This window comes from Streptomyces recifensis, assembly GCF_002154615.1.
Taxonomy (GTDB): domain Bacteria; phylum Actinomycetota; class Actinomycetes; order Streptomycetales; family Streptomycetaceae; genus Streptomyces; species Streptomyces griseoluteus.
Map to the genome: position 1 here is coordinate 1 of NZ_MUNH01000373.1, position 14,441 is coordinate 14,441.

Below are 14,441 nucleotides of genomic sequence, written 5' to 3' on the forward strand. Positions count from 1 at the left end.
GGAGAATGCGGCGCGCGCCGTCCACGTGCGCGAGCGCACCCGCCCGGCGCGCCACGAGAACGTCTCCGGCGGCCTGCCCCGTGGGCAGCGTTCCACCGGACAGCCGCCGCACGGTGAAGCCGAGTCCGTGCATGCGGCCCTCCACCCAGTCGGCGACGCGGTTGACGCCGTCGGCGCTGTACGAGCCGGAGTCCACCGCCACGAGTTGCGCGAGTTCGTCCAGATAGCGGGGGAGGGAGGTGCGGGTGTGCGCCAGGAGGCTGTCCGTGGTGGGACGGCCGGCGACCGGGGCGCTCACAAGACCTTCGACAGGAAGGCACGGGTGCGCTCCTGCTGGGGCCGGGTCAGCACGTCCCGCGGATCGCCCGCTTCCACCACGACTCCGTCGTCCATGAAGACGGCGGTGTCGGCGACCTCGCGGGCGAAGCCGATCTCATGGGTGACCACCACCATGGTCATGCCGTCCTCGGCGAGGGACCGCATGACGTCCAGCACGTCACCCACCAGCTCCGGATCGAGTGCGGAGGTCGGCTCGTCGAACAGCATGAGCCGCGGCTTCATGGCCAGTGCCCGGGCGATCGCGACACGCTGTTGCTGGCCGCCGGACAACTGCGCGGGGTGATGCTGCGCCCGGTCGGCGAGGCCGACACGGTCCAGCAGCTCCATCGCCTCCTCGCGGACCTGTGCCCGCTGACGACGTGCCACCCGTACGGGCGCCTCGGTCACGTTCTCCAGGGCGGTCAGATGCGGGAAGAGGTTGAAGCGCTGGAACACCATGCCGATGGAGCGCCGGTGCTCGGCCACCTCGCGTTCGCGCAGTTCGTACAGGTCGCCGCCGCGTTCGCGGTAGCCGACGGGCACCCCGGCCACGGTGAGACGGCCGCCGTCGATCTTCTCGAGGTGGTTGATGCAGCGCAGGAAGGTCGACTTGCCCGATCCGGAGGGGCCGAGCAGGCAGCACACCTGACCGGGTTCCACGGTCAGGTCGATGCCCTTGAGCACCTCCAGGCGGCCGAAGCTCTTGCGCACACCCTCGGCGCGCACCATCGGCTCGGCCGTGGTCGGCGTGGCGCCGTGCGCGGTCGGTGAGGCGGTGGTCATGCCGGATCCTTCGCGGTCTCGTTCGTTTCGGGCTGGGCGGTCGCGGGCTTGCGGGCGAGGAGACCGCCGGAGACCAGGCGGGCCAGCGGTGACACCCGGCCGGCGGACTGCCCGCGGCCGTAACGGCGCTCCAGCCAGGCCTGAGGCAGGCTCAGCAGACTGACCAGGACCAGGTACCAGAGGCTGGCGACCGTGAGCATCGGGATGACCTGATAGTTCTGCGCGTACACGTCCTGGATGTTCGACATCAGGTCATGAGCGGCGATCACCGAGACCAGCGCGGTCATCTTGAGCATGTTGATGGTCTCGTTGCCCATCGGCGGGATGATCACGCGCATCGCCTGCGGCAGCACGATCCGGCGCATGGTGAGGGCAGGCCGCATGCCGAGCGAGTGGGCGGCCTCGGTCTGTCCCGGATCGACGGACTGGATACCCGCGCGCACGATCTCGCTCGCATAGGCGGCCTCGTTGAGACCCAGTGCCAGCAGTGCGGCGACCGAGGGGGTGAGAAGGGCGTTGGTGTCCCCGCTGAAAAAGGTGATGTCGGTGAACGGGATGCCGATCAGCACCTTCTTGTAGAGGGCGGCGGCGTACCCCCAGAAGATGATCTGGACGAGCAGCGGTGTGCCACGGAAGAACCAGACGAACAGCGTCGACAGGCCGTACAGCACCGGGTTCCGCGACAGGCGGAGCACGGCGAGCAGCGTGCCCAGAACCAGGCCGAGGGCCATGGCGGCCACGGTCAGCCACAGGGTGGTGGCCAGGCCGTCGAAGATCAGCCCCTCGAAGAGGTAGTCCCCGACGATGTCCCAGTGCAGGTTGGCGTTGCGCGCGAGCGAGCCGAAGAGGCCGCCGACGGCCAGCAGGGCGGCGAGCGCCGCGATCCAGCGGCCCCAGTGCCGGATGGGCACGATCCGCGGCTCAGGAGGCGGGGCGTCGGTGCGGGACGTGCCCGCGGTGACGGAAGCGGTGGTCATGATCAGTCCACCGCCGCGTTCTTCGTGGCGCTCTTGAGGGCGATCGACGCCACGCCGTACTTGGCGTAGATCTTCTGGACGGTGCCGTCGTCGATGAGTGACTGCAGCGCCTTCTGTACGGCGTCGGTCAGCTGCGGCAGCTTCTTGGATATCGCGATGCCGTTGGGGGAGGCGTTGTAGCCGCCGGGTGCCTCGGGATCCTCGACCAGGTCGAAGGCCTTGCCCGCGTCGGCGGTCTTGGCGGTCCAGCCGGCGGCGGGCTTCGTCAGGACCTCGGCGTCCACCTTGCCGGAGCGCAGGGCCAGTTGGGCGTCGGAGTCCTTCGGGTACGTCTGGATCTCCAGCTGCCTGCCACCACACTCCTTCTGGTGCGCCTTGAGCAGCTTCAGCTGGTTCGTCGCGGCCTGCACGGCGACCTTGCGGCCGCACAGGTCGTGCAGCGTCGCGATCTTCTTCGGGTTGCCCTCGGCGACGAGGATCCCGGAGCCCGACTGCGAGTAGTCGACGAAGTCGACGACCTGCTGACGTTCCCTGTTGTCCGTGATCGCCGACATCGCCGCGTCGAACTTGCCGGCCTGGATCGCCGGGACGATGCCGTCGAACTTCTGCGGGGTGAACTTGAGGGTCACGCCGAGCCGGGCCCCCAGCGCCTGGCCCAAGTCGTAGTCCAGACCGGTCAGTTCGCTGCCGCCCTCCTTCACGAACATCTCGAAGGGTGCGTAGGGCACGTCGGAGGCGACGCGCACGGTACCCGCCTTCTTGACGGCGTCCGGCAGCGAGGCGTGCAGCTGAGCGTCCTTCTTGACCGTGACCCCGGCGATCTTCAGCGAGGCGGGGGCTTTGCCGGCCGTGCCGTCGGAGTCGGTGCCGCACGCTCCGAGGAGGCAGGCGAGCGCTGTGGTGGCAGCGGCCGGAACGAGGTGGCGCGATGCGGATCTGAAAGTCACGGAGGTCTCTCTTCGCTTGCGGCGGAGCCGGCGGGCGGTACGAGCACGGAAATTACATCGCGCACGAAGATCTGCATAGATGTAATGGTCGTTACGTTCGGGTAACGCGACGTAGCGACGTGCTTGAGGCGGGCGGTGACAGCCTGGATGGGGGTCATGGGCGGCAACTTCAGGCGTGGGGGAGGGATTTCCGCGATTACATATGGCTTCAGGGGAGCCACAGTTGTATGTTCCGAGTCCGCCTCCGGGTGTGGTCGGCGTACTCACGTCGCGCCTGGAGGCGTGAGCGGAAGGAGACTCCGTGACATCTTTCTCCGTCGGCCGTCGTGCCCTGCGCACGACGCTGCTGGCCTCGGTACTCGCCGTGACCTGCGCGGGGCTCGCGGCGCCGCCCGCCGAGGCGCGGGCCGATCGAGTCCGTCTGGGCAGCGCGAGCGATGCGAGCCGCGCCTCCTGGTCCGGCCCCGCCTTCACGATGAACGGCGATGGCGGTGTGGTCGCGGCGTCGATGGTCCGCGCGATCGACGCGGTCCGTGGCGGGAACGGCAGCCTCGACGTGGTGGTCCTGGCGGGCTCGGCCCCCTCGTCCGGCAGCGCCACCCCCGAATGCGACACGGTGATGGGTCTCGCGGGCGTCAACTCCTGTACGACCTGGACCCTCACCGCCGCATCGGACGGCAACAACGCGCAGGTGAACCAGGACATCCGCAATGCGGAGTTCGTCTACTTCGCCGGCGGTGACCAGTGCCGTTACGCGGCGTGGAAGGGCACCGACCTCCAGGCGTCGGTCAAGTCCGTCGTCGCCAAGGGCGGCGGAGCCGGGGGCGGCAGCGCCGGCACCCACATCAACAGCTCCGTCGTGTACGACGCCTGCCGGGGAAGCATCACCAGCAGTGAGGCGCTCGCCAACCCCTACGACTCGTACGCCACCTTCACCACCGGCGTGTTCTCCTGGCCTCACTACGCGGGCACGATCAACGACTCCCACTTCGTCGCCCGCGACCGGATGGGTCGCCTGATGTCCTTCACCGCGAGAGCGGTCAAGGACGGCCTGACGGCAGGCGGCAAGGCCTGGGGTGTCGGCGTCGACGAAGGCGGTGGTTCGCTCTACCTCGACGCGCAGGGCAAGGCGACGCTCTACGGCGCCGACGCCTACGTCGTCCTCGCCGACCACCAGCCCGAGCGGGTGGTCTCCGGCCAGTCGCTGACGTACACGAACTTCAAGATCTGGCACCTGAAGCCGGGCGCCACGTTCGACTTCGCCCAGCGCCCCACCTGCGGCTATTACCTGCGCAGCGTCACCAACGGGCGGCCCGATTCCGGGCTCTACGACGGCACCCCGTCCGGTTCCTGCGGCTGAACCGCGGAGCTTCCGCGCACGCGGAGCTGACTGGCCGTCAGCCCGCCCGATGCGGGGCTGCTCTCCACGTGCCTTCCCATGCGGATCAGCGGGGAAGGCACGCGGGCGATCAGGGCGTTGAGGGCGCGGTCGGGCAGAACGCGCCGTAGGGCGATGAGGGGGCGTGCGCTTGGCCATGCTCGGTGCACCGAATTCCACTCAGGCCGGGAGTCGCACGCTGACCGCCCGTAGGATTTCGGGCCTCGTCGGAATGGGCATCAGCCTCGCGGCCGGCGAGTACCACCGCAGCGGCGCATCGCAACGCCGCACGCCTCGGCCGGACCGTGGAGGAGAACCGACATGCCCACGTCTTGCAGGAATCTCATGCTGTTCAGCGCCCTCGGTGCCGCCATGCTCTGCCCGGTTACTGCCTGCTCCGCGGACCGCTCCGACGGCAAGCAGCCCGTCCGGGCCGCGCATCCGACGACATCCCGCTCAGCGACGGCCGCCACACCCAGTAGCACGCAACCTCCCGTGCAGCCGCCGGAGCTGAACGCGGGCGAGACGCCGGCCGGCCGCCAGAAGGCGACCACGGGGAACGCGGAGATCGGGTTCGCCAGGGGGAAGAAGGGGGACGCGCTGGTCGTCGCAGTGCGCTGCCAAGGCGCGGGGACCGTGAAGGTTGCCGTGCGGCCCGTGCACGTCTCCTTTCCCCTGGAGTGCCGCGCCGACAAGGTCAGCACCGTCTACAACCAATTCGCCGTTACGGGAGTGAACCGCGACGGGACGGTCTCCGTCGAGGCGCCGCCTGCTGTGCGCTGGTCCCTGACAGTAGGCCGGGGCGCACCAGCGGAGAAAGAAGCACCCACCGGCTGACGCGAACTCACCCGAGGCCTCGTCATCACGGCCCGATCGATGCCCCCCTGGAGCGGCGCACGCCTCGTTCACTGGTGCACGTGCGCCCGCTGCCCGTCACGATCGAACACCATGATCAGCTCGGCTGGAGCGTCCAGCGCCGTGATCGCGTGCGGAATCATCGTCGCGAACTCCGCCGCCTCTCCGGCGCCGACGTCGATCTGCCGCTCGCCCAGCCACAGCCGCACGCGTCCCTCGAGCACGAGAAACCAGTCGTGGCCCGGATGCACCCGTTGGCCGGGCCGCCCCTCGGACGGCTCGACGCGCATCTTCACCGCGACCATGCGGCCGTCCGGACGGCTCAGCGGCCACGTCGTCCGGGTGCCGCTGCTGTGCGCGACCGGCCGGATGACGACATCGTCGTCGGTGGGCACCTCGAAGAGCACGTCGAGGCTCACCTGGAGAGCGTTGGCCAACGGTACGAGCACATCGAGGCTCAGCGTGCGCCTGCCCGTCTCGACCCGGCTGATGGTCGACGGGCTGAGGTTGGTCCGCTGGGCCAGCTCGTCGAGGGAGTACCCCAGGGTGGTGCGCAGGCTGCGCAGGCGCAACCGCGCCAGGGCTTCGATGTCGGCTGCTCCGTTCACACCCCCATTCTGGCATTTCTTGCTGATTCCGCAAGAACCTTTGCGCAGATCGTCGGACGCCGTACGGTCGGGTCCATGAGCACCCATTCCACCCAGAGCCGGCCGTCAGCCCACCCCGAGCACGCGAGCCACCCCCAGCAACAGCACCCCACGACGGAACGGCACTGCGACGTCGCCGTGATCGGTGGTTCGGCCGCCGGTCTCGCCGCCGCGCTGCAACTCTCCCGCCAGCGTCGGGGCGTCGTCGTGGTCGACGACGGCACCCCGCGCAACGCCCCGGCCGCGCACATGCACGGCTACCTGGGGCACGAAGGGGTGGCGCCCGGTGAGCTGACGGAGGCCGGACGCGAGGAGGTACGCGCGTACGGCGGGGAGGTGCTGTCCGGCCGGGTCCTCGGCGTGCACCGTCACGGCGACGGCCGGTTCCGGCTCGACCTCACCGGCGGACACACGCTGGTCGCCCGCCGCGTCCTCGCCGCGACCGGGCTGTCGGACGAGCTCCCCGCGATCGACGGCGTCGCCGAGGGGTGGGGGCGCGGCGTGATCCACTGCCCGTTCTGTCACGGCTTCGAGGCGCGCGACCAGCGCCTGGTGCAGATCGTCGCCCACCCTCTGGGCCTCCACCCGACCCCGCTGTTCCGGCACCTGACCGACCGGCTGACCGTCGTACTGCACAACCCGGCCGGGCTCGACGAGGGAGCCGTCGAAGCCCTTGCCGCCTCAGGCGTCACCGTCGAGCGCGCCGAAGCCGGCCGGGTCCTCACCGGGCCGGACGGCGAGGTGTCCGGTGTCGAACTCGGGGACGGCCGGGTCCTGGAGGCCGACGCCGTCGTGGTCGGCTCCCGGTTCCGGGCACGCGTCGAGGTGCTGGCCGGGGTCGGGCTCACCGCGACCGCGCACCCGACCGGCGCCGGCGACTTCCTCGCGGTCGACCCGCGCGGCGAGACCGCCGTACCGGGGATCTACGCGGCCGGCAACGTCACCGACCCGAGCCTGCAGGTGCTGCCCTCGGCCGCGCAGGGAAGCCGGGTCGGAGCCATGATCGCCTTCAGCCTCGCGGAGGAGGACCTGCGCGCCGCCGTGCGGCACTCGGGCGAGCAGGCCGACTGGGACCACCGCTACGCGGGCACCGACCGCGCCTGGAGCGGCAACCCCAATGGCACGCTCGTCCACGAGGCCACCGCCCTTTCCCCGGGCCGCGCGCTGGACGTCGGCACCGGTGAGGGCGCCGACGCCCTCTGGCTGGCCGAGCACGGCTGGAAGGTGACCGCCACCGACATCTCCGGCAACGCGCTCGCCCGGGTCCGCGCCGAGGCCGACCGCCGAGGGCTCGCCGTCAGTCTCGTACGGGGCGACGCGGGTGATCCCGCCCCCTTCGGCACCGAGACCTTCGACCTGGTCTCCCTGCAGTACGGCTCGTTCAAGCGCACGCCCGACCAGCGCGGTCTGCGCAGCCTGCTCGCCGCTGTCGCCCCCGGTGGCACGCTCCTGGTCGTACACCACGACCTCAGCCCGCTGCGCGACCCGGTGGATGTGGCGGCCCAGACCCGGATGTACGACCCGGCGGCGTTCGTCGGTGTCGACGAGATCGCCGCCGCGCTCACCGCCGAGCCCGACACCTGGCAGGTCGAGATCCACGAAACGCGGCCCCGGCCCGCCGGAGCGGCCAGCACCCACCACGTCAGCGACGTCGTACTGCGCGCGACCCGGCGAACGGTCTGATCGCCTACGGCACCGTGCGGGCCGTCCTCGTGGCGGCTCCTGGCCGGTCGCGGTGTTTGAATGGACCGTCGTTCCCGGTCTGACTAGGAGAAGCGCTGTGCCTTTGGTGTCTGTCGTGATGCCCGTGTACAACTCGGCGGCCACCCTCGGCGCAGCCGTCCGGTCGGTACTCACGCAGACCCACAGCGACCTGGAGCTGTTGGTCACCGACGACCAGTCCTCCGACGGCTCCATGGAGATGCTGCGCGAGTTCGCCGAGCAGGACGAGCGCGTGCTGCCGCGGTCGGCACCCGAACAGGGCGGTGCCGGCCGGGCCCGCAATCTCGCGATCGAGCGGGCCCGCGGGGACTACATCGCCTTCCTCGACTCCGACGACATGTGGTTGCCGCAGAAGACCGAGAAGCAGCTCGCCTTCGCCGCTGCGGGCGATGCACCGCTGACCTTCACCTCGTACTTCAAGATGGACGCCGACCATGCCGGCGAGAGCACCGAGTGGGTGCCGAACGGGCGGGTGATCCGGGCGCGAGAGCGCGTGGACTACCGCGCCATGCTGGTCCGGGACCACATCGGTGCTCTCACCGCCATGTACGACCGCAACGCCCTGGGCACCAGGCTGATGCCGGAGATGCGCAAGCGGCAGGACTACGCCCTCTGGCTGTCGATCATGCGGGACGGTGCGGACGCCCGGGGCCTGACCGAGCCGCTCGCGGTGTACCGGGCCCACCAGGCGGGGTCGCTGTCCTCCAACAAGATGTCCTTGGTCAAGTACAACTGGGAGCTGTACCGCGAGCATGAGCATCTGTCAGTCCCGCGGGCGACGCGCGCGCTTTCCGGCGCCGTGTGGCAGTCGCTGCGCAACTCGCGCATCTAGGGCCTGTCTTCCGGATCTTGCCGGGGGCGCGGGGTCTGGCACGCACTTCCGCAAGCTCACGGCGAGGGGGCGTCGGTGGCTGGGCTTCCTCCCTGCCGTGTCCGGCGGTGGCCCGCGTGGACACCGGGGGAGCGTGTCGGGGCTTGGCGGTCCGTACGGTAGAGGTCGATGGCCAGGGCGACGGCGGCCCGGGTGGCGGGATGGGGGTCCGTCCGGCGCCAGATGAGGTGGACGGGGACGGGCTCGGCGTCGCGCAGCGGGCGGTAGGTGATGCCGGAGGGGCGGTACTGGGCAGCGGTGGCCTGAGGGGTGACACCCACGCAGCGGCCGGAGGCGATGGCGGCGAGCCAGTCGTCGATGTCGTGGACGTGCTCGACGGCCGGCCGTTCGGTCTCGGGCCACAGGTTCAGGGTGGTGGTGCCGGTGCGGCGGTCGAGGGCGAGGGTGCGGGAGGCGACCTCGGCCAGACGGATGCTGCGGCGACGGGCCCAGGGGTCGTCGGAGGCGAGGGCCAGGTAGCGGTCCTCGTGGCCGACGAAAGCGTGTGACCAGGGCTTGAGGTCGACGGCGCTCCGGACGACCGCAAGGTCGCACAGTCCTTCGGCCAGCCCGCCGGTGGAGGAGTTGTGCCGGACGAGCCGGAGCTCGATGCCGGGGTGGTCGTGGTGCCAGCGGCGCTGGAACTCGGTGGTGTGGCGCCCGAAGGCCGACCAGGCGTGACCGATGTGCAGGCGGCTGTGGCCCGAGGCGGCCTCGGCGACGAGTTCGTCCGCACCGGCCAGGAGCAGACGGGCTCGGGCGAGAACCAGTACGCCCGCCTTGGTGGGTTCGACCGTGCGGCTGGTGCGGTGCAGCAGCCGCACCCCCAGGGTCTTCTCCAGGGAGAGCAGGGTGCGGGAGACCGCGGCCTGGGAAACGCCCAGCTCCCGAGCGGCGTCCGTGAAGCTGCCGGTGTCGACGATGGTGACTAGGCAGCGCAGGTGCTTCAACTCCAGCCCTGCGCCGTGCCCTCCGCGCGTATCCATGCGCTCAGCGTATCGCTGGTCGACCGGATGCATTTTGCGTATCCCCTGGCAGGGAGCACGGTGAACAGATGCAGACCTCGCAGGACCTCGCCGTCGACGCGGAGGCGCCGGGCCGGGGCGGGAACCGGTCACGGACCGGCTCGCTCCCGCTACGGCGCGGCTTCGCCTTTCTCGCCTTCGCCGGACTCGCCTGGGGGACCACCGGCGCGGCCGTGGAGGTCATCTACCGGACCGGCGACCTGGGGCCGATGGCCATCTCGTTCTGGCGTTTCCTGGCGGGGGCGGTGCTGTTGCTGCCCGCCTGGGCGCTGCGCGCGTCCCGCAAGGCGCCGCGTGCGCCGCGGCCTGCCGGGCGGCGGGCGCTGCTCCTGATGGGCACCGGAGCCGGGCTGGCCGTCTTCCAGACCGCCTACTTCACCGCCGTCCGGGACACCGGGCTGGCGGTGGGCACCATCGTCACGCTCGGCGCCGCGCCCGTGTTCACGGCCGCCGGCGGGCGTCTCTTCCTGGGCGAGCGCATCGGCCGCGCCGGAGTGCTGGCCGTCGCCGGAGCGCTGGCCGGACTGACCGTCCTCGTGCTGGGCAACCAGCCAGGCGTCGTCCACCTGGGAGGCGTGGGGATGGCGCTGCTGTCCGCCGCCGGATACGCCGTGTCCAACCTGCTGGGCCGATGGACCGGACGGCACGGCACCGGCGAGGACGCGTTCACCCTGACTCTGTGGTCCTTCCTCGTCGGCGCGGCAGTGATGCTGCCGCCGGCCCTCCACGAGGGTCTTCTCCCGCAGGGTGGAAACCTCACCGAGACGGCGCTGCTCATGCTGTACATCGCCGCCGTCACCACGGCGCTCGCCTACCCGCTGTACTTCGCCGGCGTCGCCGTACTGAGGGCCGCCACCGCCTCGGTGATGATGCTCCTCGAACCCGTCAGCGCCGCTGTCCTGGCCGTGCTGTTCCTCGACGAACAGCTCACCCCGGCCACTGTGGCGGGCACGGTGGTCCTGCTCGGGGCCATCGCCGCCCTCGCCCTCGCCGAGTCCCGCCCGCAGGCCCGGCCCGAGTCCCCGTGAGGTGACGCCAGCCTTGCCACACGTGCTCTGGTCCCGTGGCCGCGGTTGTTACTGAGCGCTTGAGCTGGCGAGTCGAGTGCTTCAGACGGCGGTGGCAGGCGCGATGCCGGTCAGCTCCGTGCTCGCCTCCCACAGCCGACGTGCCGTGTCGGCGTCCTCCAGCTGAGCCCACAGCCGCTCGCGGTGCGGCCGACCCCGCAGTCCGAAGACGCGCGGGCCCCACAGCTCACCCCCGCCGATCCGGGGGTCGAGCACCGCCCGGACCGCGGGCCGGGCACCCGCGTGCTTGCCTTGGAGAACAAGTGCGGCGGCCGCCCCGCGCAGCGCCGTCCCGGCTGTGCGTACATGGACCGGCGGCCGCGACGGGGTGAGTGAGTCCAGCGCACCGCCCGGATGGACCACCACGCTCGACACCGTGCTGCCCGCGGCCCGCAGCCGGCGGTCGAGTTCCAGGCCGAAGTACATCTGGGCCAGCTTCGACCGGCCGTAGGTGCGCTTGGCCCGATAGCCGGTCCGGGACTGCAGATCGTCCAGCGCGAGCCGCTCCGACTTGGCGGCGAAGCTGCCGACGGTCACGACGCGGGCGCTCGGCGCGGCCTCCAGAAGCGGCAGCAGCCAGTGGGTGAGCGCGAAGTGCCCGAGATGGTTCGTACCGAAATGCACCTCATTGCCGTCCCGCGTCTCCCGCCGCTCCAGCCCTTCGTGGAGGACGCCGGCGTTGTGGACCACGGCGTCGAGGCGCTCTGCCTCCAGGGATTCCGCGGTTTCCCGGAGCGAGCCGAGGTCGGCGAGGTCCAGGGCCACCGAGCGCACCCGCGCGCCGGGCACCCGCGCACGGATCGCGTCCATGGCGGCCTCGGCCCGCAGGGCACTCCGGCTGCCCAGCACCACCGTGGCGCCGGTAGCGGCCAACTGCTCGGCGGTGAAGTACCCGATACCTGCGTTGCCGCCGGTGACCAGATACACGCGGTCAGCGGCGGAAGGGACCTGAGACATGGCGGGAACTCCCCTGAGGTGCGACGGCGGCTCCCGGCGGAGCGAACCGGCGCCCACGCTGCCACCGGCCTCCGACATGTCACCGACAGCCGTCCGACAGTGCGGAACCGGCCGCCCGTCCCCGCGAAGCCGAGAACGTTGCGCGGAACAGCGGCCTCGGAGTCGAGATGCGTCAAAAATCGAACACGTGCTCTAATGCCGGTATGAGCACTCCCCCTGATGACCTCGTGGCCGCGATACGGGAGTGGCACGCCGTGTACCGGCGGCTCAGCCGCCGGCCGAGCACCGCGCTCAGGCGGCGGCTGCTCGCCCTGTCCGCCGAGGTGCTGGTGCATCCGTACTGGCAGGGCCGCACCGGGGCGTGGGCCGCTCTGCACGGTGGTGCCCGTCGTGGCCGAGCTGCCTGACGACGCGCCCCGGCTCCGCGTGCTCCTGGCCTACCTGGAACGGCAGATCGCGGACAACGCCACGGTCGCCACATACCTGAGCCTCCTGCGCGACGACGTACGGCAGGCCCTCACGCGAGCCGAACGGCCCGCCCCACGACAGCGCTCGATGCGACGAGCCAAGGGTGCCGGTGGCCCGCTGCCCACAACCGGGCTCTCCCGGCCGGCGCGGGCGGGCGACTACGAGGTCGAGCTGATGCGCGCCCCGGACGACCCCGGCGACATCGTCGTGCACGCGGCCGGCTGCGAGGAAACCAGGGGAGCACCGCGCAGAATACGGGCCGACGAAGCCCGCGCCCTCCTCGTGGAGCCGGGCATCGAGCCGTGCCCCACCTGCCGCCCCGAAGCCGAACTGGGGATGGACGTGGCGTGAGCCCATGGGGGCCGAGCGAGCCGTCGTTCAGCGGGATCGGCTCCGGGCGGGGGCATGCCCGTCGTCGTTGTCAGGCGGTCGTCGGCGGCCGGGCGGAGGCCGGGCTCGCGCGCCAGGGTCTCGGCAGACGCCTCGCCGGCTGACGGCGAGGTGAAGGGCAGGACGCGCTTCGCGAAGCGCCCGGTGCGACCCCGCGACGCCGGTGAAGACCACTCTTGCGTCGTGAGGCGCCGTGACATCACCCGAACGTCCTACTGGAGGGGTCGGGGCTCCATGGGAACGGGTGCTGTCGCGTCCGTCGTGCCGCATAGCCAACAGCGCGCGGACCTGCGCCGATAGGAGGTGGCGTGCCCGGCCGGGAGCGCGGCACGCGGCGTGGGTGCGTGGGCACGCAGGGCACGGGCGGCCTGGCGGTGGCACCCGCGTCGGCCATCGCCCTAGGTTGAGAGTGACCGGGGTCACAAATACACCCAAATGACCTCGGCACTCCGGGGGGCGAGTCCCCCGGATCAAACAGAGGAGATCGCCATGGCAAGCAGCAACCGCGCCGTCACCTTCCAGAATCCGAAAGAGATGCGCGTCGAGTCTCTGGACTTCCCCAAGCTTGAGATGCCGAACGGGAAGAAGGCCCCCCACGGGGTCATCCTGAGGATCGTCGCCACCAACATCTGCGGTAGTGACCTGCACATCTACCGCGGGTCCTTCCCAGTGCCCCAGGGCATGGTGATGGGGCACGAGATGACCGGGGAGGTCATAGAGGTCGGCCCCGACGTCGAGTTCCTCAGTGAGGGCGACCTCGTCTCCGTCCCGTTCAACGTCGCCTGCGGCCGATGTCGCAACTGCAAGGCGCGCCGGACCGACGTCTGCGAGACCACGAACCCCAAGGTGGACTGCGGGGCATACGGCTTCAACCTGGGCGACTGGGACGGCGGCCAGGCCGAGTACCTGTTCGTCCCGTACGCCGACTTCCAGCTTTTGAAGTTCCCGGACAAGGACCAGGCCATGGCGAAGATCCGTGACCTGGCGGTGCTCTCGGACATCCTGCCCACCGCGTTCCACGGCCTCATGGAGGCCGGTGCCAAGCCGGGCTCGACCGTGTACATCGCCGGCGCCGGCCCGGTCGGCCGCTGCGCCGCGGCATGTGCCCGCCTCCTTGGGGCGTCCTGCATCATCGTCGGCGACCACAACAAGGACCGCCTGGAGCTGGTGAAGAACAACGGCTGCGAGACGATCGACCTGAGCCAGGACGCAGCGCTCACCGACCAGATCGAGGCCATCCTGGGCGAACCCATGGTCGACTGCGCCGTCGACTACGTCGGCACCGAGGCACACGGCCTCGGCCGCGAGAGCGAGGACATGGACCCGGCCTACGCCATCAACCAGGTGCTCGACGCCACCCGCGCGGGCGGAGCCAGCGGAGTCATCGGCGTCTACGGCCCCGACCCGCTGGCGAAGTCGAAGGCCGAGCAAGAAGGCACATACCCGATCGACTTCGGCAAGGCATGGATCAAGTCGCCGCGGATCGCCGCCGGGCAGGCACCGATCATGCACTACAACCGCGAGCTGATGATGGCGATCCTGTGGGACCGCATGCCCTACTTGAGCCCCATGCTCAACGCGAAGGTGATCAGCCTCGACGAGGCCCCCGAGGCCTACGCGACCTTCGACACGGGAGTGCCCCTCAAGTTCATCATCGACCCTCACGGCCTCATTCCCGCCTGAGTCGGTCCCCGGCATAACCCCTCGGACGGGCAGCACCAGACAGAGGGCGAGCGGAACCGCTACAGCGGCAGGCGCTCATCTTCCTTCCGAAATCGGCTTTCGCGGCCCGTCCGAGCATCGAGATCGCCCGCCAGGGCTGCGCGGCACCGTCCGCTCCTTTCGACCGGCGAACACGGCTGCTCACGTCGTCATCTGCCCGCCCGCCGATTCCGGCGGGCGGGCAGCGCGTGTGAACAGCGAGGTCCCCGACACCGCGGAACGGCTGCTGGGAGTCGCGGAGTTGCCGCGCGGTTCCGGGGTTCTGCACGGGAAAGACGTGGTGTACGTGTGACCCGGCGGCCACCCCACCGTCC

Annotated in this window: 14 protein-coding genes and 1 pseudogene; 8 read left to right on the forward strand and 7 right to left on the reverse strand. The window is 70.7% G+C overall.

Going from position 1 to position 14,441, the window contains the following annotated elements:
• From CCN33_RS19615 to CCN33_RS19630, 4 genes and pseudogenes are all read right to left on the reverse strand, one after another.
• Window positions 1-298, reverse strand: a pseudogene (locus CCN33_RS19615) (M20 family peptidase); the annotation flags it as partial.
• Window positions 295-1,047, reverse strand: a complete 753-nt coding sequence (locus CCN33_RS19620; protein WP_086694895.1) for an amino acid ABC transporter ATP-binding protein — start codon at window positions 1,045-1,047, stop codon at window positions 295-297. The gene CCN33_RS19620 and the pseudogene CCN33_RS19615, both read right to left, overlap by 4 nt.
• 50 nt (window positions 1,048-1,097) lie before the next feature.
• Window positions 1,098-2,078, reverse strand: a complete 981-nt coding sequence (locus CCN33_RS19625; protein ID WP_086694885.1) for an amino acid ABC transporter permease — start codon at window positions 2,076-2,078, stop codon at window positions 1,098-1,100.
• 2 nt (window positions 2,079-2,080) lie between these two features.
• Entirely contained in the window at window positions 2,081-3,025 is a 945-nt protein-coding gene (locus CCN33_RS19630) for an ABC transporter substrate-binding protein (protein WP_208621802.1), read from the reverse strand.
• 301 nt (window positions 3,026-3,326) lie between these two features.
• On the opposite strand from CCN33_RS19630, the gene CCN33_RS19635 reads away from it, so the two are divergent.
• Both CCN33_RS19635 and CCN33_RS19640 read left to right on the forward strand, forming a co-directional pair.
• On the forward strand, window positions 3,327-4,385 hold the full coding sequence (locus CCN33_RS19635) for a hypothetical protein (protein ID WP_208621803.1): 1,059 nt from the start codon (window positions 3,327-3,329) through the stop codon (window positions 4,383-4,385).
• 513 nt (window positions 4,386-4,898) lie between these two features.
• Complete coding sequence (locus CCN33_RS19640; RefSeq protein WP_244173873.1) at window positions 4,899-5,240, forward strand: hypothetical protein; 342 nt, start codon at window positions 4,899-4,901, stop codon at window positions 5,238-5,240.
• Window positions 5,241-5,308: 68 nt separating this feature from the next.
• On the opposite strand, the gene CCN33_RS19645 is transcribed toward CCN33_RS19640, so the two are convergent.
• Window positions 5,309-5,866 (reverse strand): helix-turn-helix domain-containing protein, encoded by a 558-nt coding sequence (locus CCN33_RS19645; RefSeq protein ID WP_086694886.1) that lies wholly within the window; start codon window positions 5,864-5,866, stop codon window positions 5,309-5,311.
• A 75-nt stretch (window positions 5,867-5,941) separates the two neighbouring features.
• Here CCN33_RS19645 and CCN33_RS19650 point away from each other — a divergent pair, with 75 nt between their 5' ends.
• Entirely contained in the window at window positions 5,942-7,588 is a 1,647-nt protein-coding gene (locus CCN33_RS19650; protein WP_086694887.1) for a bifunctional NAD(P)/FAD-dependent oxidoreductase/class I SAM-dependent methyltransferase, read from the forward strand.
• A gap of 97 nt (window positions 7,589-7,685) precedes the next feature.
• Window positions 7,686-8,459, forward strand: a complete 774-nt coding sequence (locus tag CCN33_RS19655; RefSeq protein ID WP_086694888.1) for a glycosyltransferase family 2 protein — start codon at window positions 7,686-7,688, stop codon at window positions 8,457-8,459.
• Between the two features lie 56 nt (window positions 8,460-8,515).
• Here the strand turns inward: CCN33_RS19655 and CCN33_RS19660 are convergent, their stop codons facing one another.
• Window positions 8,516-9,484, reverse strand: a complete 969-nt coding sequence (locus tag CCN33_RS19660) for a LysR family transcriptional regulator (protein ID WP_244173874.1) — start codon at window positions 9,482-9,484, stop codon at window positions 8,516-8,518.
• Window positions 9,485-9,552: 68 nt separating this feature from the next.
• Between CCN33_RS19660 and CCN33_RS19665 the strand changes: the two genes are divergently transcribed.
• Window positions 9,553-10,551, forward strand: a complete 999-nt coding sequence (locus CCN33_RS19665; RefSeq protein ID WP_086694890.1) for a DMT family transporter — start codon at window positions 9,553-9,555, stop codon at window positions 10,549-10,551.
• A gap of 81 nt (window positions 10,552-10,632) precedes the next feature.
• Here the strand turns inward: CCN33_RS19665 and CCN33_RS19670 are convergent, their stop codons facing one another.
• Window positions 10,633-11,547, reverse strand: a complete 915-nt coding sequence (locus CCN33_RS19670) for an SDR family NAD(P)-dependent oxidoreductase (RefSeq protein ID WP_244173875.1) — start codon at window positions 11,545-11,547, stop codon at window positions 10,633-10,635.
• Window positions 11,548-11,750: 203 nt separating this feature from the next.
• Here CCN33_RS19670 and CCN33_RS19675 point away from each other — a divergent pair, with 203 nt between their 5' ends.
• From CCN33_RS19675 to CCN33_RS19685, 3 genes are all read left to right on the forward strand, one after another.
• Window positions 11,751-11,954 (forward strand): hypothetical protein, encoded by a 204-nt coding sequence (locus tag CCN33_RS19675; RefSeq protein ID WP_140394598.1) that lies wholly within the window; start codon window positions 11,751-11,753, stop codon window positions 11,952-11,954.
• Window positions 11,938-12,366, forward strand: coding sequence for a DUF6233 domain-containing protein (locus tag CCN33_RS19680; protein ID WP_244173876.1), 429 nt, complete (start codon window positions 11,938-11,940; stop codon window positions 12,364-12,366). Before CCN33_RS19675 ends, CCN33_RS19680 begins: the two co-directional genes overlap by 17 nt.
• A gap of 528 nt (window positions 12,367-12,894) precedes the next feature.
• On the forward strand, window positions 12,895-14,088 hold the full coding sequence (locus CCN33_RS19685) for an alcohol dehydrogenase catalytic domain-containing protein (protein ID WP_086694894.1): 1,194 nt from the start codon (window positions 12,895-12,897) through the stop codon (window positions 14,086-14,088).
• The last annotated feature ends 353 nt before the right edge of the window (window positions 14,089-14,441 follow it).

Bases quoted from the DNA above. Each gene is read 5' to 3' on its own strand.
- CCN33_RS19670 (WP_244173875.1), bottom strand. From the start codon at position 11,547: ATGTCTCAGGTCCCTTCCGCCGCTGACCGCGTGTATCTGGTCACCGGC.
- CCN33_RS19660 (WP_244173874.1), bottom strand. From the start codon at position 9,484: ATGGATACGCGCGGAGGGCACGGCGCAGGGCTGGAGTTGAAGCACCTG.
- CCN33_RS19665 (WP_086694890.1), top strand. From the start codon at position 9,553: ATGCAGACCTCGCAGGACCTCGCCGTCGACGCGGAGGCGCCGGGCCGG.
- CCN33_RS19625 (WP_086694885.1), bottom strand. From the start codon at position 2,078: ATGACCACCGCTTCCGTCACCGCGGGCACGTCCCGCACCGACGCCCCG.
- CCN33_RS19620 (WP_086694895.1), bottom strand. From the start codon at position 1,047: ATGGTGCGCGCCGAGGGTGTGCGCAAGAGCTTCGGCCGCCTGGAGGTG.
- CCN33_RS19650 (WP_086694887.1), top strand. From the start codon at position 5,942: ATGAGCACCCATTCCACCCAGAGCCGGCCGTCAGCCCACCCCGAGCAC.
- CCN33_RS19675 (WP_140394598.1), top strand. From the start codon at position 11,751: ATGAGCACTCCCCCTGATGACCTCGTGGCCGCGATACGGGAGTGGCAC.
- CCN33_RS19685 (WP_086694894.1), top strand. From the start codon at position 12,895: ATGGCAAGCAGCAACCGCGCCGTCACCTTCCAGAATCCGAAAGAGATG.